The 17,674-nt window shown below is 67.6% G+C and carries 13 protein-coding genes; 6 read left to right on the top strand and 7 right to left on the bottom strand.

Annotated features, from left to right (window positions below):
* Positions 1–171: 171 nt before the first annotated feature.
* From FA89_RS11660 to hisN, 7 genes are all read right to left on the bottom strand, one after another.
* Entirely contained in the window at positions 172–447 is a 276-nt protein-coding gene (locus FA89_RS11660) for a hypothetical protein (RefSeq protein ID WP_036140755.1), read from the bottom strand.
* Positions 447–1,475, bottom strand: coding sequence for an aspartate-semialdehyde dehydrogenase (locus FA89_RS11655; protein ID WP_036140754.1), 1,029 nt, complete (start codon positions 1,473–1,475; stop codon positions 447–449). Before FA89_RS11655 ends, FA89_RS11660 begins: the two co-directional genes overlap by 1 nt.
* The gene (locus tag FA89_RS11650) at positions 1,472–2,506 is read right to left on the bottom strand and encodes a 2-hydroxyacid dehydrogenase (protein WP_036140753.1); all 1,035 of its coding nucleotides are present in this window, start codon (positions 2,504–2,506) and stop codon (positions 1,472–1,474) included. The genes FA89_RS11655 and FA89_RS11650 overlap by 4 nt, the downstream gene beginning before the upstream one ends.
* Positions 2,503–3,612 carry a chorismate synthase gene (gene aroC / locus FA89_RS11645; protein WP_036140752.1) on the bottom strand — a complete coding sequence of 370 codons (1,110 nt, stop codon included), beginning with the start codon at positions 3,610–3,612 and terminating at the stop codon, positions 2,503–2,505. Before aroC ends, FA89_RS11650 begins: the two co-directional genes overlap by 4 nt.
* Before the next feature lie 16 nt (positions 3,613–3,628).
* Positions 3,629–4,549, bottom strand: coding sequence for a 50S ribosomal protein L3 N(5)-glutamine methyltransferase (gene prmB / locus FA89_RS11640; RefSeq protein WP_036140751.1), 921 nt, complete (start codon positions 4,547–4,549; stop codon positions 3,629–3,631).
* Between the two features lie 524 nt (positions 4,550–5,073).
* Positions 5,074–7,224: a phosphocholine-specific phospholipase C gene (locus FA89_RS11635; protein ID WP_036140750.1), complete on the bottom strand. Its 2,151-nt coding sequence runs from the start codon at positions 7,222–7,224 to the stop codon at positions 5,074–5,076.
* 5 nt (positions 7,225–7,229) lie between these two features.
* On the bottom strand, positions 7,230–8,021 hold the full coding sequence (gene hisN, locus FA89_RS11630; protein ID WP_036140749.1) for a histidinol-phosphatase: 792 nt from the start codon (positions 8,019–8,021) through the stop codon (positions 7,230–7,232).
* A 208-nt stretch (positions 8,022–8,229) separates the two neighbouring features.
* Here hisN and FA89_RS11625 point away from each other — a divergent pair, with 208 nt between their 5' ends.
* The 6 genes from FA89_RS11625 (at position 8,230) to FA89_RS11600 (ending at position 17,645) form a co-directional block, all read left to right on the top strand.
* Positions 8,230–9,207 (top strand): ABC transporter substrate-binding protein, encoded by a 978-nt coding sequence (locus FA89_RS11625; protein WP_221174296.1) that lies wholly within the window; start codon positions 8,230–8,232, stop codon positions 9,205–9,207.
* 28 nt (positions 9,208–9,235) lie between these two features.
* Positions 9,236–10,237, top strand: a complete 1,002-nt coding sequence (locus FA89_RS11620; protein ID WP_036140747.1) for an ABC transporter ATP-binding protein — start codon at positions 9,236–9,238, stop codon at positions 10,235–10,237.
* A complete protein-coding gene (locus tag FA89_RS11615) occupies positions 10,234–11,865 on the top strand; it encodes an ABC transporter permease subunit (protein WP_051938713.1) in 1,632 nt (543 codons plus the stop codon). The genes FA89_RS11620 and FA89_RS11615 overlap by 4 nt, the downstream gene beginning before the upstream one ends.
* Positions 11,855–12,610, top strand: coding sequence for a DeoR/GlpR family DNA-binding transcription regulator (locus FA89_RS11610; RefSeq protein ID WP_036140746.1), 756 nt, complete (start codon positions 11,855–11,857; stop codon positions 12,608–12,610). The genes FA89_RS11615 and FA89_RS11610 overlap by 11 nt, the downstream gene beginning before the upstream one ends.
* A gap of 66 nt (positions 12,611–12,676) precedes the next feature.
* Positions 12,677–15,691, top strand: a complete 3,015-nt coding sequence (locus tag FA89_RS11605; RefSeq protein ID WP_036140745.1) for a TonB-dependent receptor — start codon at positions 12,677–12,679, stop codon at positions 15,689–15,691.
* A 10-nt stretch (positions 15,692–15,701) separates the two neighbouring features.
* Positions 15,702–17,645 carry a CocE/NonD family hydrolase gene (locus FA89_RS11600; protein WP_036140744.1) on the top strand — a complete coding sequence of 648 codons (1,944 nt, stop codon included), beginning with the start codon at positions 15,702–15,704 and terminating at the stop codon, positions 17,643–17,645.
* The last annotated feature ends 29 nt before the right edge of the window (positions 17,646–17,674 follow it).

The following is a 17,674-nucleotide window of genomic DNA, read 5'->3' as shown; positions in this document are numbered from 1 at the left end:
ATCATGCTGACGGCGCGCCTCTTTCGGGCGATCGGCCGCGAAGGCGCCACTGTAGTGCACCCCAGCAACAACTAACAATAGCGTACACGGGTAGTTACGCGACAACCCTGCTGTCGTTCGCGAACCCTGTACACGCCCCCTTTGTTCGTCAAACCGTGCCGACCGAGGCCGTCACGGGTGTTGTCCGGCGAGTTGCTTCTGCAGCTCGGCGATTTTGCGATCGCGCTCGGCCAGGGCTTTCGCCGCCGCGTCGGAATGCGACTCCAGCGTATCGACCCGGGCCTTGAGTTGCCTGACCCGGACGTTTTCGGCGTCCGCCTGCCGCTGCGCGGCCTCCAGCCTCGCGCGTGCGGCGGCGGGGCTTTCGGTCGGCGTCACCTGCGATGCCGCCATCGCCCAGGGCGACAGCGACACGAGCAGACAGGCGACGACGACGCGTCGATGCATTACAGGTAATCCTCGATCAGGATCTCCGCGATCTGCACGGCATTCAGCGCAGCGCCCTTGCGGATGTTGTCGGCCACGACCCAGAGGTCCAGGCCGCGCTCGTGGGAGATGTCCTCACGGATGCGCCCGACGAACACCGGGTCCTTGCCGGCCGCGTCGCCGACCGGGGTCGGATAGCCGCCGGCCTTGCGCTCGTCCTGCACGACGACGCCCGGGGCCGCCTCGAGCAGTTCGCGGGCGCGCTCGGCCGTGATCTTGTCGCGGGTCTCGATGTGCACGGCCTCGGAATGGCCGTAGAACACCGGAACGCGCACGGCGGTCGGATTCACCTGGATCGACGGATCCTCGAGGATCTTCCGGGTCTCCCAGACCATCTTCATCTCTTCCTTGGTATAGCCGTTGGGCTGGAAGTCGTCGATGTGGGGAATGACGTTGAAGGCGATCTGCCTGGGGAACTTGCCCGCTTCCACTTCCTGGAAATTGAGCATCTGGGCGGTCTGCTTGCCCAGTTCCTCCAGGCCGCTGCGGCCTGCGCCGGACACCGACTGGTAGGTCGCCACATTGATACGCTCGATGCCTACCTCACGATGGATCGGCGCCAACGCCACCAGCATGCCCATCGTCGAGCAGTTGGGGTTGGCGATGATGCCGCGCGCCGTGTAGTCGGCGATGGCGTGGGGGTTCACTTCCGAGACCACCAGGGGGATGTCGTCCTGGTAACGGAACTCGGAGGTGTTGTCGATCACCACGGCACCGGCCGCCGCCGCGCGCGGGGCATGCTCGCGGCTGACCGAGCCGCCGGCCGAGAAGAACGCGATGTCCACTCCGTCGAAATCGTAGGTGGCCAGGTCCTGCACCACGTGCGGTTTTCCCGCGAAATCGACCGTACCGCCCGCCGAGCGCTCGCTCGCCAGGGGCACCAGTTCACTGATCGGGAAATCCCGTTCGGCGAGGATCGAAAGGAGGGTTTCGCCGACCGCGCCGGTCGCGCCCACCATGGCCACCTTGTAACTCGTCTTCTTGCTCATCGGTCGCTTTCGTCAGGGCGTGGGGAACCGGGAAGGCCGGCGTCGGCCAGCACCCCCGGATTGAGAATCGAGGGGGGCCGGCCGGCGTGGGGACCGTGTCCGAACGCCGCCAGCACATTGTCCACAGCCAGCGCCGCCATATCGCGACGTGTGTCGCGGCTTGCACTGGCGATGTGCGGGCTGAGGACGATATTTTGCAGCCGAAGCAGGTCGGGATGAACCTGGGGCTCGCCTTCGAAGACGTCCAGGGCGGCCGCGCCGATGCCGCCCTCGGCCAGCGCCTGGGCCAGGGCCGCGTCGTCGACGATGCCACCACGCGCGATGTTGACCAGCGTCGCCGTGGGCTTCATCGCCTTCAGCTCCGCCTCGCCGATGGCGTGCCGGTTGGCCGGCGTGAACGGCAGCACCAGGATCAGGTGGTCGGCCTGGGCCAGCAGCGTCGCCTTGTCGACATAGGTAGCAGCGCATTCGCGCTCGATCGAGGCATCCAGGCGCGAGCGGTTGTGGTAGATCACCCGGGCGCGGAAACCGGCGGCGCGTCGCGCGATGGCCTGGCCGATCCGACCCATGCCGAGGATGCCGATGGTGGATCCATGAACGTCCGCCCCCAGCCAGCCCTCGAAGCGCGGGCCCTTCCACTGGCCATCGCGCAGCCAGCGCTCGGCCTCGCCGACGCGCCGCGCGGCGGCAAGCATCATGGCCCAGGCGTAGTCGGCCACCGTCTCGTTGAGCACGTCGGGGGTATTGGAGGCCCCCACGCCGGCGGCGGTCAGGGCATCCACGTCGAGGTTGTTGTAGCCCACGCCCAGGTTGGCCACGAAGCGGAGCCGGGGCGCGCGTTCCAGCACGCCCGCGTCGATCCGCTCGGCCAGCCCGATGATCGCGGCGTCGGCGTCGGCCAGGCGCTCGGTCAGCTCCGCAGGAGAAAACGAGCGTTCCTCGGTCTCCGCGCGCACCTCGAAATGCTCGCGTAGCCGGTCGACGATGTCGGGAAAGAACGGGCGGGCGACCCAGACCGTCGGCCGCGTCATGCGCCGTTCCCCACACTGCCGGGGATGCGCGGCGGCACCTCGCCCACGTCGCCGCACTGCGCGCGGTGGCGCAAGGCCTGGTCCATCAGCACCAGGGCCATCATGGCCTCCGCGATAGGCACCGCACGGATGCCCACGCAGGGATCGTGCCGGCCCTTGGTCACCACCTCGGCCGGCTGCCCTGCCCGGTCGACGCTGCGGCCCGGCACGAGGATGCTGGACGTGGGCTTGAACGCCATGGACACCACCACCGGCTGTCCGGACGCGATGCCGCCGAGGATGCCGCCCGCATGGTTGGAGAGGAAACCGTCGGTGGACAGCTCGTCGCGGTGCTGCGTGCCGCGCTGGGCGACCGCGTCGAAACCATCGCCGATCTCCACGCCCTTCACCGCGTTGATCGACATCATGGCGGCGGCCAGTTCACCGTCCAGCTTGCCGTAGATGGGTTCGCCCCACCCGGCCGGCACGCCGTCGGCCACCACCGTGACCTTCGCCCCCACCGAATCGCCCGACTTGCGCAGCGCATCCATGTAGGACTCGAGCTCGGGCAGCTGTGACGCATCGGGCCAGAAGAACGGATTGCCCTCGATGGCCGCCGCGTCGAAGCCGCCCGGCACCAGCGGGCCGATCTGCGCGACGTGACCGCGCACGGTTACCCCGTAGCGTTGGGCAAGCCACTTCTTGGCGATGACACCGGCGGCCACGCGCATGGTGGTTTCGCGTGCGGAGGAACGTCCGCCGCCGCGCGGATCGCGCACGCCGTATTTCTGCCAGTAGGTGTAGTCGGCATGCCCTGGACGGAACGTCTCCAGGATGTTGCCGTAATCCTTCGAGCGCGCATCCGTGTTGCGGATCAGCAGCGCGATGGGCGTGCCCGTGGTGACGCCCTCGTAGACGCCCGAGAGGATCTCGATCTCGTCCGCCTCGCGCCGCTGCGAGGTGTGCCGCGAGCGACCGGTGGCGCGCCGTTCGAGGTCGGTGCGGAATTCCGCCGCCTCCAGGGGCAGGCCGGGAGGGCACCCGTCGACCACGCACCCGATCGCCGGGCCGTGGCTTTCGCCGAAGGTGGTGACGCTGAGGAGCTTGCCGAACGTATTGGAGGACACGATGTTTCCGATGGGGTCAGTGTCTTGCGGCGCGCGCCGCGGCGAGGTCGGCCGCGTGCTCGATCAGGTCGCGACGTTCCAGCGCGAAGATACCCATCTGGCCGACCTTGAACTCCAGCCAGACGAAGGGCACCCGCGGCAGCAGCGCGACCAGCGCATGCTCGCTGTCGCCCACCTCGACGATCAGCAGGCCATCCTCGCTGAGATGGTCGGCGGCCTCGTCGAGCATGCGCAGGGTGAGGTCCAGTCCATCATCCCCGGAGGTCAATCCCAGGACCGGCTCATGGCTGTATTCGGGCGGCATGGCGGCGTATTCGTCGTGCGTGACGTACGGCGGGTTGGAGACGATCAGGTCGTAGACCTCGCCCTGGACGCCGGCGAACAGATCGGACTTGATGGCGCGCACGCGGTCTTCGACGTGCTGGAAGGCGATGTTCTCGTTGGCCAGCGACAGGGCGTCGTCGCTGACGTCGACCAGGTCGACCTGCCAGTCGGGGTTGTATTCGGCCATGGCGATGCCGATGCAGCCCGAGCCCGTGCACAGGTCCAGCGCCCGGGTGACATGGCGATCGTCCAGCCAGGGGGTGAAGCGGCCTTCGATCAGTTCCGCGATGGGCGAGCGCGGCACCAGGGCGCGGCGGTCGCTCTTGAACTTCATCCCGGCGAACCAGGTTTCGCCCACCAGATAGGCTACCGGCACGCGCTCGGTCACGCGGCGCTCGATCAGCTCCAGCACCCTCGCCTTCTCGTCCGCCACGAGGACACCGGCGCCGTAGGCCGGCGGAATGTCCGGCGGCAGGTGCAGCGCGGCCAGCACCAGGTGCGTGGCCTCGTCGATCGGATTGTCGTGGCTGTGGCCGAACGTGAGGCCGGCGGCCGAGAAGCGGCTGGCGCCGTAGCGGATGAAATCGATGATCGAGGCGAGTTCGTGGGTCACGGGGAGACTTTCGCTGGGGCTGACCGGAGAGTATAGCCATCCGCGCCCCTGGTCGCTTCCAACCGGGGCTCGCCGGGCATGGGCCGCCCGCTCCGGCTAGCTGCGTACCAGGCACGAGGGCTAGTGCCGTCGCTTGTCCGTCGCCGGGAACCGCCGTTGTTCGTACGGGTGCGGCGAGGAGGCGCCGGGTGGCTACACTCTGCGCTCGAGCAGCGGCCGCAAGCGGCCGAACTCGCTCAGAGCGTAACCACCCGCCACCTCTGCGACGACAGAGGTACTCCGAATGGAGAGCAAGGTGTCGGTGACCTCGGGTGGTAGGCGCTGGAGAGTCCTCTTCGGCGACGCCGCGAGCGTTGCTTTCCCAACCCGCAACCTCAGTCGTCTGGGAGGTGTCGGGGGGTCATCCTCTGAGCGAGTTCGGCCGCTTGCGGCCGCTGCTCGAGCGCAGAGGGTGACCGCCCGACGCCTCCTCTCCGCAGAGAAAACGACCGCCAATGACGGCGAGCCCTTCCAGTCATCGCTGATCATTGCGAAACGGCTAGTCGATGCGCTGCACCGTAGCCCGGATCGCTCGTCGCCGGCTTTCCGTCATCGTGATGCCCGGCAAACCGACGCAGGTATCGAGGTGCGTCGGGCAGATCGATCCTCACGTCGTACCACCCCGCGCTGGCACCCAGTTCCAGCGGAAAAGTCGATTCACTGCCCGGCTCGACGACGACACGATGCGCCGACTCGCCACCGTATCGCTCCGTCACGCGAACCTCGACCGGCAGGCGCCCGCGGTTGCTCAGGTGCACGTCGAGCCGGCGCTCACCGCCGACGCCCGACACCGACGCTTCGATCATGTGCTGCCTCGATCCGCGAAGATGTGCGAGAAACGACTGCGGGCCATGGATGCGGCGATCGTAGGCATCGCCGGCGTGTGGCATGTCCCACCGATCCGCCACGCGCGTGCCCGCGCTCACCGCGTAGCGACGCGGCGGCGCGTCGCGCTGCAAACCGTCGTAGACGAGGAAGGCCGCGCCCAGGCGCCCGGTGTTCTCGAAGACGATGCGGCTGCTTTCGCCATCCAGCGTGTGCTGAATAGTCCAGGCATAACCCAACGCCCGCGACGGGCGGGTGCCGGCTTCCTGCACCGGCATCGACGGCGTGCGCGGCACCTGGATCGGTGCCTTGCCGTTGGAGCCTTCCGGCACACCCAGCGTCGGCATGCGCTCGTCGACCTTGCCCGCGAAGTCGAAGGCGCTGGTCAGGTCGCCGCAGATCGAGCGACGCCACGCACTAATGTTCGGCTCCTCCACGCCGAAGCGTTTTTCGAGGAAGCGCAGCACCGAGGTGTGGTCGAAGGTTTCCGAGCACACCCAACCGCCGCGGGTCCACGGCGACACCACGATCATCGGCACGCGGTTGCCCAGGCCGACCGGTTGCCGGCCGCGCGGATCGCTGCCGGGAACGATGGGCGCGGAGATGCGCGGGTGCGCATCCAGGTCCATGATCTCGTCGTCGAGCCCGGCGACCAGATCGTCCGACACCCTGCCCTGCGCGTTTTCCTCGCTGCGCAACGGCGGCGCCGGCGGCACCACATGATCGAAGAAACCGTCGTTCTCGTCGTAGTTGAGGAACAGCACCGTGCGCGACCACACTTTCGGGTTGACGGTGAGTGCATCGAGCACGCGGCGGATGTAGAACGCGCCGTCGGCTGGGGATGAGGTGGGATGTTCGCTGTATTGATAAGGCGCGACGATCCAGCTGACCTGCGGCAGCCGGCCGTGGATCACGTCGTCGCGCAGTTCGCGCAAGGTGTGGGTGGAGGCACCGTTGCGCACCAGCGCGCCGTGCGGGTCCGCGCCCTCCTTCACCTGGTAGGCGGCGAAGAACTCCAGCGAGTTGTCGGTGTAATTGTCGGTGGGCGAACCCGGCTCGCCCGTGCCGCCCTGGTAGACGCGCCAGCGGATGCCCGCTTTCTCCAGGCGTTCGGGGTAGGTCGTCCACGTATATCCGTTGGTGTCCGCACGTTCTTCGGTACCCGGGCCGTTCGACTTGCGCCCCAGGCGCCCCGACGGATCGCACGAGCCGCTCCACAGGTAGATGCGGTTGATCGCGGTGTCGCCCAGCGCGGAGGCGTGGTACGCATCGCACACGGTGAACGCGTCGGCCAACGCATAGTGGAATGCGGCGTCCTCACGACGCAGGTAGGCCATGGTCAGCACATCCTGCTTCTGCTCGATCCAGCGATCGTTGCGGCCCAGGTTCCAGGCGCCGTGTCCGGTGCTCCACCCATGATCCGTGCCTTCGTGATGGTCGCCGCTGGCACGGGTATCCAGGTGGAAGGGATAGACCCAGGCCACGTCGTCGGCCAATCCACGCGGCTTCCATACCCTGGTGTGCGACGTGGCCACCGGTTGCTTCCAAACCGGATCGCCGTTGCCCAACTCCAGCACGCGCGTGTCGCCAAACCCACGCACCCCACGCAGGCTACCGAAATAGTGATCGAACGAGCGGTTTTCCTGCATGAGGATGACTACGTGCTCGACGTCGGCGATGCTGCCCGTGCGTCGATCGGGCGCCGTGGCAAGCGCGCGTGCGATCGCAGCCGGGAACCCCTGCGCCACCAGCGAGGCGACGACGCTGGTGCCGGTAGCCTGGAGGAAACGGCGACGATCGCGCGAGACCATGCAGGTCAGTCCTGTTGCAGTGAAGCGATGATCGCCCGGTGCAGGGCAGGCGTGGCTGCGGCGACGACGCGGCCACCGCTGTCGAGGCCCAGGTCGCGGCCTTCCCAGTCGGTCATGACCCCACCGGCCGCCTGCACCACCGGCGCGATGGCCAGGTAGTCGTACGGCATGAGGTTCGCCTCGATCACGGCATCGATATGCCCGGAGGCCAGCATGCCGTAGCCGTAGCAATCACCGCCGAAGCGACGGCTATAGGCCGCACGGCTGGTGCGATCGAAGCGTGCCCACTCCGCCGCGTCGAACATGTCCGGCGTGGTGGTGTAGAGCGTGGCATCGGCCAGGGCCTCGCAGCCCGTGGTGCGGCATGGCCGCCCGTTCATGGTGGTACCGACCCCCACGTGACCGATCCAGCGTTCGTCCAGGGCGGGCATGTCGAGCAGGCCCATGACGGGGCGGCCCCGATGCAGCAGCGCCAGCAGGGTGCCCCACAGCGGCCAGCCGGAGATGAAGCTGCGGGTGCCGTCGATCGGGTCGATCGACCAGACGAATTCCGCGTCCGTGCGCGTGGCGCCGTATTCCTCACCGAGCAAACCATGGGTGGGCCAGGCGTGCTCGATGCGCTCGCGCAGCATCGATTCCACGCCGCGGTCCACGGCGGTCACGGGGCTCATGTCGCCCTTGAGGGTGACGTCGACGGGCCGACGAAATCGCGGCAACGACAGCGCGCGGGCGTTATCGGCGATGCCGGTGGCGAATGCCTCGAACTCCTTCCGCCCGGCGGCGGACAACGATTCCATCGACAGAACTCCTGGGATTGGCCGTGCGCCCCTTAGCGGCAACACGTTTCGGTGGGATGACAAAAACGAAAATTCTCTGCTGGAAGTAAAACCACAGCTTTGCAAATATACCCAAAATGCCACATGGGTGGGGTATGGTACCCCCTCAGGTGGAAGACAACCCGCGCACAGCATAGGGCCATCCATGCGTCCATTCCGCAGCATTGCCATGACAGTCGCCCTGGGCATGGCCTGCGGCGTGGCGCAGGCGGGCCAGGTCACCGTGTATTCCGCGCTGGAAAGCGACGAGATAGCCAGCTACCTGGATGCGGCCAGGCATGCCTTGCCGGATCTGGACATCCATGTGCTGCGTCTTTCCAGCGGCGATCTTGCCGCACGCCTGCTGGCGGAATCCGCACAACCACGCAACGACGCGATCTGGGGCATGGCCGTGACCGACCTGCTCGATCCGCGCATCGCCCCGCTGCTGACGCCGGTCCATGGCGAGCACATCGACGCCATGCCCGCACGTTTTCGTGGAGCGGACAACACCTGGTTCGCCCCTACCGGCTATCTCGCGGCGCTGTGCGTCAACCGGGAAGCACTGGCCGAGCGCGGCCTGCCCATGCCGCGTACCTGGCGCGACCTGGCATCGCCCCGTTACCGCGGCCAGGTCGCCATGCCCGATCCGGCATCCTCCGGCACGGGTTACATGGTGCTGTCCTCACTCACCGACGCGGGGCGCGATGCCCGCGGCATGGTGCTGGTGACGGCCATCGCTCGCAACGTCGGGCAGGTCACGCTATCCGGCTCCGCGCCCTGCAAGCTGGCGCGCATCGGTGAATTTCCCATCGGTATCTCGTTCGCCTTTTCCGCCATGCAGTCCATCCGCCAGGGCTATCCGATCACCATGGTGATCCCGGCCGACGGCGCGGGTTACGAACTGGAAGGTTCGGCGCTGATGAAAGGTTCCGCGCACGCGGCGGAGGCACGCCGGTTCCTCGACTGGACGGCATCCCCGCAAGCGGCCGCCCTCTATCGCGGCTTCAAGGAAATCGTGGCCGCACCCGGCAGCGTGCCCAGTGCCGAACAGCAACGGCAGGGCCTGCCGGCCGACGTCGTCGCCACCCTGCCCGCACGTGACTTCGCCGGCGCGGCGCGCGAACGCGCCGCGCTCATCGACCGCTACAAACGATCGACGCGCTGACGCCGCGGCCATCGGAGACCAGGGGACCATGCACCTTCGCATCGACGACATAACCAAGGCTTGGAGCGGTCACACCGTGCTCGACGGCGTGTCCTTCCAGGCCGGCGAAAGCGACCTGGTCTGCCTGCTCGGCCCCAGCGGCTGCGGCAAGACGACCCTGCTGCGCATCGTCGCCGGCCTCACGCCGCCCGACCGCGGGCGCGTGATCCTGGGCGACCGGGACATCACCGCGCTGCCGCCACGCGATCGACGCATGGGCCTGGTGTTCCAGTCGTACTCGCTGTTTCCCGACATGACCGTCGCAGCCAACATCGGGTACCCGATGCGCCTGCGTCGCGAGAGCCACGCCGCGATCGCCGCGCGCACGAGCGACCTGCTGGCCCGCGTCGGCATGGGCGACCTGCACGCGCGTTTTCCCGATCAGTTGTCCGGCGGACAACAGCAGCGCGTCGCCCTGGCACGCGCCCTGGCCAGCGACCCGGCCATGCTGCTGCTGGACGAGCCGCTGTCGGCGCTGGATCCGGCCATCCGTGCGCAGTTGCGTGCGGAGATCCGTTCATTGCAGCGATCGCTGGGTATTCCGACGCTCATGGTCACCCACGACCAGGACGAGGCCTTGTCCATGGCCGACACCGTGGTCTGCATGAACGAAGGGCGCGTGGAACAGGTCGGCTCGCCGCGATGCCTCTACGAGCGGCCGCGCACGCGCTTCGTCGCCGGCTTCATCGGCAAGGCCAACCTGCTGCCGACGGATCTGGTGCGGGACGCCCTGCCCGCCTTCCTCGAACGACGGCCGCCCGGCGCGGATGCCACGTTCGAGCTGTGCGTGCGCCCGGAAGACCTCACGATCGCCGCCGACCCGCACGGCGAAGGCGTGGTCGAGGAACTGACCTTCCTGGGCAGCCTCGCGCACGCCCGCGTCGCCTGGCGCGGTCGCTCGCTGCTCACCGAACTGTCGGGCCGCAGCACGCTGGCGCAAGGCGAGGCCGTGACCGTCGATGTATCGCGCGGCGCCTGGGTGACGACATGAAGCGTTCGCTGCTGCCCGGCCTGCCGATGGTGGCGCTGCCGTTGCTGGGCCTGTGCGTGTTCTTCCTGCATCCCTTGCTGAGCGTGTTGATGCGCAGCCTCGTGGACGACGGGGGCACGCTCACGCTGGACAACTACGCCCGGCTGCTGGACGACCCCGGCCTGCCGCGTGCGGCATGGCACAGCGTGGTCATCGGCGCGACCACCACCTTGGGCACCCTCGCCATCGGCCTGTGCGTGGCGATGGCCCTGCACCGCTCGCGCCTGCCCGGCAAGGTGCTGATCCGCGGCGCGCTGCTGCTGCCCATGCTGGCGCCCTCGCTGGTGCTCGGCCTCGGCCTGGTCTGCCTGCTGGGACGCAACGGCCTCGTGCATCGGCTGACCGGCTGGCCCACCGATATCTACGGTTTCTGGGGCCTGCTGCTGGCCAACCTGATGTATGGCCTGCCGCAGGTGGTCGTGATCGTCTCGGCCGCGCTGGAACGCACGCCCGCACGTCATTACGACGCCGCGGCGTCGATGGGTGCCACGCCCTGGCGGCAGTTCGTCGACGTGACCCTGCCGCGGATTCGCTTCGCCCTCTGGGCCGCCGCCTTCCTGGTCTTCACCGAGACGCTGACCGACTTCGGCAGCGCCGTGGTGGTCGGTGGCAACTACCGCGTGCTGGCCATGGAGATCTACAGCGAGGTGGTGGGCCAGCGCGATTTCGCCATGGGCGCCACGCTGGGCATGCTGCTGCTGGCACCGGCGCTGTTGTCGGTGTGGCTGGGACGACTGGCGCGACGCCGGCAGGACCTGGGCGACGCCAGCCCCGGCCATGCGCTGCGGCCGGAACGGCATCCCTGGCGTGACGCCGCCCTGGGCGGGGTTGCCGCGCTGGCGGCGCTGTCGATCGTCGTTACCCTGGGCACGGTGGTGTACGTGAGCGTGGTCAGGCTGTGGCCGTACGATCGCACGCTCACCCTCGCCAACTACCTGGGCGGCATGCCGGAAGGCTACGGACCCGTGGCGACGTCGGTGGGCATGTCGCTGCTCGCCGCGACCGTCGGTGTGGTCGGCGTGTTCATGCTGTCGGCCGGCCTGCGTCGCCTGCCCGGATGGCTGGCCCGCCCACTGCAGGTACTGGCGGCCCTGCCCGCCGCCGTTCCCGGCATGGTGCTGGGCCTGGGCTACGTACTGGCGTTCAACCATGGCGTGCTGTCGACATGGCTGTACGGCAGCGTGGCGATCGTGGCGGCATGCAGCCTCTACCACTATCACGCACCCACCTTCCTGACGATGCAGACGGGCATGCGCCGCGTGCCCGACGCCCTGGAAGATGCGGTGGCCGTGTGCGGCGGCGATACGCGCCACGTGCTGCGCGACGCCGTGCTGCCGTTCGCGGCGCCAGCCGCGATCTCGGCGTTCTTCTACCTGTTCATGCGCTCGATGGTGACGCTGTCGGGCGTGATCTTCCTGGTGACCGCCGACCTGGGCCTGGCCTCGGTGTCGGTGATGCGCCTGGACGAAAACGGCTTCCTCGCCCCGGCCGCTGCCTACGCGACATGCGTGGTGGCCGCCGGCGGCCTCGCACTCGGCGCCATGCGCCTTCTCCTCCACACACTCAGGGACCGACGCCATGTGGCATGAAGAACGACACACCCGTATCCGTGACCTGCTCAGCACCAGCGGCCAGGTATCCGTCGAGCGCATCGTGACCGAGCTGGGCGTGTCGCGCGAGACGATCCGCCGCGACCTGGTCGAACTGGCCGCCCGCGGCGAGATCCGTCGCGTACACGGCGGTGCCGTGCTCACCGGCGACGAACCGCCGATCGCCGTGCGCCACGCCACCCGCGTTCGCGAAAAACGCGCCATCGCGCGGAAGGTGGCCAGCCTGGTCGAGAGCGGACAGACCATCTTCATGGACGCCGGCAGCACGATGAACCTGGTGGCCGAAGCGCTGGCCACCCGTACCGGGCTCACCATCGTCACCAACGCGGTGGACGTGGCCGCGCGCTTCGCCTCGCGTCCCGGGAACGACGTGCACCTGCTGGGCGGACGCTTCGATGCGCAGATCGGCTGCACCAACGGCTCGGGCACCATCGCCGAGATCGGGCGCTACCAGCCGCACATGGTGATCCTCTCGCCGGTGGGCATCGATGCCAAGGCGGGCGCCAGCAGTTTCGAGATGGAAGAAGCCGAGATCGCACGCGCCATGTGCGCGAACGCGCGACGCATCGTCATTGCCGCCGACCATTCCAAGATCGGCGTGCGCAGTCGCGTCGCCTGGTGCCCCGCGGATCGCATCGACCTGCTGGTCACCGACCGGCGCGCGGAAAAATCCCGCGGTATCGCCGCCCTCGGCAAAGCCGTCGGCGATATCGCCTATGCCTGACCCGAAAACCATGCGCCAGGACGGCCGACCCACCCTTGTCCTTATCTGTCCTTCCCGGAGCAACCCATGATTCCCCGTCCTTATCTTCGACGCAGCCTGTTATGTGCCGCCGTCGCGGCTTCGCTCACCGGCGTGGCCTACGGCCAGGCCACCACCGGCCGCATCGCTGGCAGCGCGCCGGTCGCCGCCGGGGAAACCGTGCTGATCGAAGGCAGCAACGGCCTCACCCGCGAGGTGGCCGTCGATCCGCGCGGCCGTTATGTCGCCGAGGCGCTGCCGCTGGCCACGTACAAGGTGTCACTCAAGGCCAACGGCCAGGTGATCGATTCGCGTGACAACGTCACCCTGCGCGTCGGTGCAGCCACCGATGTCTCGTTCGCGTCCGCCGGCTCGTCGGCCTCGGCACAGCAGCTCGACCAGGTAACCGTCTCGGCCACGCAGGTGGCGAAGATCGACGTCGCCACCGTCGCCTCCAGCACCGTGATCACGGCGGCCGACATGGCGCGCCTGCCGCTGCAGCGCTCGGCCGAGGCGATCGCCCTGCTGGCACCGGGCGCCTCGCCCGGCTATTCCGGTTTCCAGAACGCGTTCGGCGGCAGTCTGGTCAGCTTCGCGGGTTCCGCGGTCTCCGAGAACGCGTATTACATCAACGGCATGAACACCACCGACCCGCTCAGCGGCTTCGGCGGCGTCACCCTGCCCTATGGCGCGGTGGACCAGCAGGAAATACTCAGCGGCGGCTACTCGGCGATGTACGGCCGCTCGGACGGCGGCGTCATAAGCCAGGTGGGCAAGCGCGGCACCAACGAATGGCACTTCGGTGTGCAGGTGTTGTGGGAGCCGGATTTCGCGCGCGCCAGCGCACGCAACATCACCTACGGCCACGACAACCCCGCGCCACCGGGCACGATCAACCAGCGCAACGACGACAACCACGAGTGGAGCACCACGGTCAGCGCGTATGCCGGCGGCCCCCTGATCAAGGACACGCTTTACGCCTTCGCCGCGGTGGAAATGCAGCGCAGCAAGGGCAACAGCATCGGCGACGTCAACCACGCCTACGACACCCGTTACACGTACAAGGACCCGAAGTGGTACGGCAAGCTGGACTGGAACATCAACGACAGCAATATCCTCGAGCTGACCGGCGTCAACCAGACCCACCGTTCCAACGGCAACAAGTACAATTATGACTACGACACGAACACGGTGGGCGATTTCGCCAGCACCGATTCGACGTACAAGACCCGCGCCATGGTTTATTCGGCCAAGTTCACCAGCTACATCACCGACAACCTGACCCTCACCGCGCTGTACGGCAAGTCGAAGCTGACTTACTACAACGAACCGCCGGCCACCGGCGTCACCGGCCCGTTCCTGGGCAACGTCAGCCAGCAGAACCCGGCCTTGAACGGCGGCACGCCGATCAGCAACGGGCAGACGCTGGACACGGTGGACAACCCCGATCACCAGTCGACCAACCGCAACCTGCGCGTGGACCTGAACTACAAGGCCGGCGACCACTCGATCACCGCGGGCATCGACAACCAGGACTCGCGTGACATCGACGATGGCACCACCATCGGCGGCGACGGTTACGAACTTTGGTATGCCAAGGGCGATCCCAACCTCAACATCAGCGACAGCCCGTTCGTCGACAAGCCGGCCAATTATCCCGGCGGCCAGACGGGTTACTACGGGTATTACCGGCACTACAACACGCTGGCCTCGGTGCGCGTGAAGCAGCGCGCGCAATACGTCATGGACGACTGGCAGGTCACCGACCGCCTGTTGCTCTCGCTGGGCCTGCGCAACGACCAGTTCACCAACTACAACCCCGCCGGGCAGCCGTACCTGAAGCTCACCAAGCCGCAGTGGGCGCCGCGCCTCGGCTTCAGCTGGGACGTGAATGGCGACTCGAGCATGAAGGTGTACGGCAACGCGGGACGCTATTTCCTGGCCATGCCCGCCTCGGTCGCGCTGCGCACCTCGTCCGGGTCGCTGGCCACCAACCAGTACTTCACCTATACGGGTATCGACGCCGGCGGCCTGCCCACCGGGGTCACCTTCGTGCAGTCAGCCACCGGCGGCGCGGTATCGCCCAACGGCGAATACGGCCAGCCGCCCGACCCGAAGACGGTCAGCGCGAAGAACATCAAGTCCGAGTACCAGGACGAATACATCCTCGGCCTGGACAAGCAGCTCGATCCCAGTTGGGTGGCCGGCGCGAAGGCCACGGTGCGCAAGCTGCGCAACGCACTGGACGACGTGTGCGACAACGGTGCGATCACGCGCGCTGCGGTGGCCCAGGGGGCGGACATCGACGCAGTGACGGTAGGCAGCTGCTACCTGTCCAATCCGGGCCGGGCCAACGTCTACCAGCTGGCCAAGGCCAGCGGCGGCTACACCGATGTCACCGTGACCAACGCCGACTTCGGCTTCCCGCACCTCAAGCGCAACTACTACGGGCTGGACCTGTACCTGTCGCATCCGTTCGACGGCACGTGGTCGGGCAAGGTCGATTACCTGTATTCGCGCAGCTACGGCAACACCGAAGGCCAGGTGCGCTCGGATGTGGGCCAGGGTTCGGTGGCCGCCTCGCGTGACTGGGACTACGCCACGCTGATGAACTACGCCAACGGCTACCTCGCCAACGACCGCAAGCACCAGATCAAGCTGTACGGCTCGTACCAGGTCGCGCCGGAATGGATGGTCTCGGCCAACCTGCTGATCCAGTCGGGCCTGCCGAAGTCCTGCCTGGGCCGCTACGGTGCGGACGAGAGCGACCCGTCCGGCTACGGCAGCTACTACCACTTCTGCTTCGGCGAGCCGTCGGCGTATGGCGCAAAGGGTCGCGAGCCGTGGGAGGAACTGGTCGACGTCAACATCGAATACCGTCCGCTATGGGCCGATCGCAAGCTGGCCTTCACCGCCTCGGTATTCAACGCGCTGAACCAGCAACGCTCGCAGCGCAGCAACCCGGTGTCGGGCAGCAAGAACTCGGTGAACGACGGCTACCAGCAGGTCATCGGTTACACCCAGCCGCGCTACGCACGTTTCGGCGTCACCTACGACTTCTGACGGAACCGCCATGCATCCACTCCTGCGACTGGCCATCGTCGCACTGGCCGCCGGGGTCCTCGCGACCCCGGCGTTCGGCGACACGGCCCCGGACACTCCCCTGCCGACCGAAACGCCGGCACACTTCGTTCCCACCGACACCGGTTTCGACTACGTGCGCCGCACCGTCGAGATTCCCATGCGCGACGGTGTGAAACTGCACACCGTGATCCTGGTGCCCAAAGGAAGCACGCATGCCGGCATCCTGCTCACGCGCACGCCCTACGGCGCGGACGGCATGGGCCACCGCAACGACAGCCCCCACCTGGACAGCACCCTGCGCGGCTACGACAACCCGGCCGACGTCGTGGTGCAGGACGGCTATATCCGCGTGATCCAGGACATTCGCGGCAAGCACGGTTCGGAAGGCGACTTCGTCATGAACCGGCCGCCGATCGGCCACGGCAACCCCACCGCCATCGACGAATCGTCCGACATCTACGACACGATCGACTGGCTGGTGAAGCACGTGCCGGAGTCCAACGGCAAGGTCGGCATCATCGGCATCTCCTACGACGGTTTCGAGGCGATGGTCGCCACCATCCGCCCCCATCCCGCCCTCAAGGTGGCCGTGCCGATCAACCCGATGATCGACGGCTGGATGGGCGACGACTGGTTCCATCGCGGCGCGTTCCGCCAGCAGATGATTCCCTACATCTACGGCATGGTGAACTCGCGCGGCAGCGACATCGGCTGGAGCACCGGCTACCGCGACGACTACGACCTTTATCTCAAGGGCGGCTCCGCCGGCGACATCGGCCGTGCCTACGGCATGGAAGCCCTGGGGTTCTGGCAGAAGATCCTGGCGCACCCCGCCTACGACAGCTTCTGGTCGGACCAGGCGCTGGACAAGGTCGCAGCGAACGAGCCCATGACCGTGCCGACCATGCTCGTGCACAGCCTGTGGGACCAGGAAGACAATTACGGCGACATGGCCGTGTACCGGGCGCTGGCCCCGCGCGACCCGAACCACGAGAAACTTTGGCTCGTGCTGGGTCCCTGGCGCCACGCCAAGACCTGGGAGAAGGGCAACACCATCGGTGCGATCGACCTGGGCAGCAACACGGCCACCACGTTTCGCCAGACGATCCTGCGACCGTTCCTCGCCCGCTACCTGAAGGATGATGCGCCGCGCGCGGACATCGCACCGGTCAACGCCTTCGTCACCGGCGCGAACACCTGGCGCCAGCTGGACACCTGGCCGTCCGCTTGCCGCACGGGCTGCGCGCCGACGATGCAACGCTGGTTCGTGGGCGCGGACGGCACGTTTGGCACGACGGCACCCGCGACGGGCGAGGACGCCTATGTGTCCGATCCGGCGAAGCCGGTGCCGTACCGCATGCGTCCCATCCAGTCGTGGTCGCACGGCGTGGCCGACCGTGAAGACAGCTGGCCCGAATGGCTGGTGGACGACCAGCGTCAGTTCGCCACGCGCACCGATGTGCTGACCTACGTGTCGCCGGTGCTGACCCAGCCGATGGGCATCGCTGGCGAGCCCCTGGTCCACCTGCTCGCTTCCACCAGCGGCACCGACAGCGACTGGGTGGTGAAGCTGATCGACGTCTACCCGGACGAGGTGGAAGCGGAACCGTCCATGGGTGGCTACCAGTTGCCGGTGGCCATGGAGATCTTCCGCGGGCGCTACCGCGAGGGCTACGCCACCGCGAAAGCCCTGGTACCAGGCAAGGCCCAGGCCTATCGCTTTCCGCTGCCCACGGTGAACCACGTCTTCCTGCCCGGGCACCGCGTGATGGTGCAGGTCCAGTCCAGCTGGTTTCCGCTGTACGACCGCAACCCGCAGACGTTCGTGCCGAATATCTTCAATGCGAAGCCGGGCGACTATAAAAAGGCTACGCAAAAGGTGTTCCGCGGCGGCGCCGACGGCACCTGGCTGGAGCTGCCGGTGGTGAAGTAGCCGGGGCGCTGCGGCGAGGGCCGGCGGTC

The sequence above is a fragment of the Luteibacter sp. 9135 genome (genome assembly GCF_000745005.1).
In the GTDB taxonomy this organism is placed as follows: Bacteria; Pseudomonadota; Gammaproteobacteria; order Xanthomonadales; family Rhodanobacteraceae; genus Luteibacter.
Note: the sequence above shows the minus strand (reverse complement) of the source record. Positions and strands in the feature narration are given on the sequence as shown.

Excerpts from the sequence above, each read along its gene's own strand:
- FA89_RS11660 (WP_036140755.1), bottom strand. The coding sequence starts at position 447 with ATGCATCGACGCGTCGTCGTCGCCTGTCTGCTCGTGTCGCTGTCGCCC.
- FA89_RS11655 (WP_036140754.1), bottom strand. The coding sequence starts at position 1,475 with ATGAGCAAGAAGACGAGTTACAAGGTGGCCATGGTGGGCGCGACCGGC.
- FA89_RS11650 (WP_036140753.1), bottom strand. The coding sequence starts at position 2,506 with ATGACGCGGCCGACGGTCTGGGTCGCCCGCCCGTTCTTTCCCGACATC.
- FA89_RS11635 (WP_036140750.1), bottom strand. The coding sequence starts at position 7,224 with ATGGTCTCGCGCGATCGTCGCCGTTTCCTCCAGGCTACCGGCACCAGC.
- hisN (WP_036140749.1), bottom strand. The coding sequence starts at position 8,021 with ATGGAATCGTTGTCCGCCGCCGGGCGGAAGGAGTTCGAGGCATTCGCC.
- FA89_RS11625 (WP_221174296.1), top strand. The coding sequence starts at position 8,230 with ATGACAGTCGCCCTGGGCATGGCCTGCGGCGTGGCGCAGGCGGGCCAG.
- FA89_RS11620 (WP_036140747.1), top strand. The coding sequence starts at position 9,236 with ATGCACCTTCGCATCGACGACATAACCAAGGCTTGGAGCGGTCACACC.
- FA89_RS11615 (WP_051938713.1), top strand. The coding sequence starts at position 10,234 with ATGAAGCGTTCGCTGCTGCCCGGCCTGCCGATGGTGGCGCTGCCGTTG.
- FA89_RS11610 (WP_036140746.1), top strand. The coding sequence starts at position 11,855 with ATGTGGCATGAAGAACGACACACCCGTATCCGTGACCTGCTCAGCACC.
- FA89_RS11605 (WP_036140745.1), top strand. The coding sequence starts at position 12,677 with ATGATTCCCCGTCCTTATCTTCGACGCAGCCTGTTATGTGCCGCCGTC.
- FA89_RS11600 (WP_036140744.1), top strand. The coding sequence starts at position 15,702 with ATGCATCCACTCCTGCGACTGGCCATCGTCGCACTGGCCGCCGGGGTC.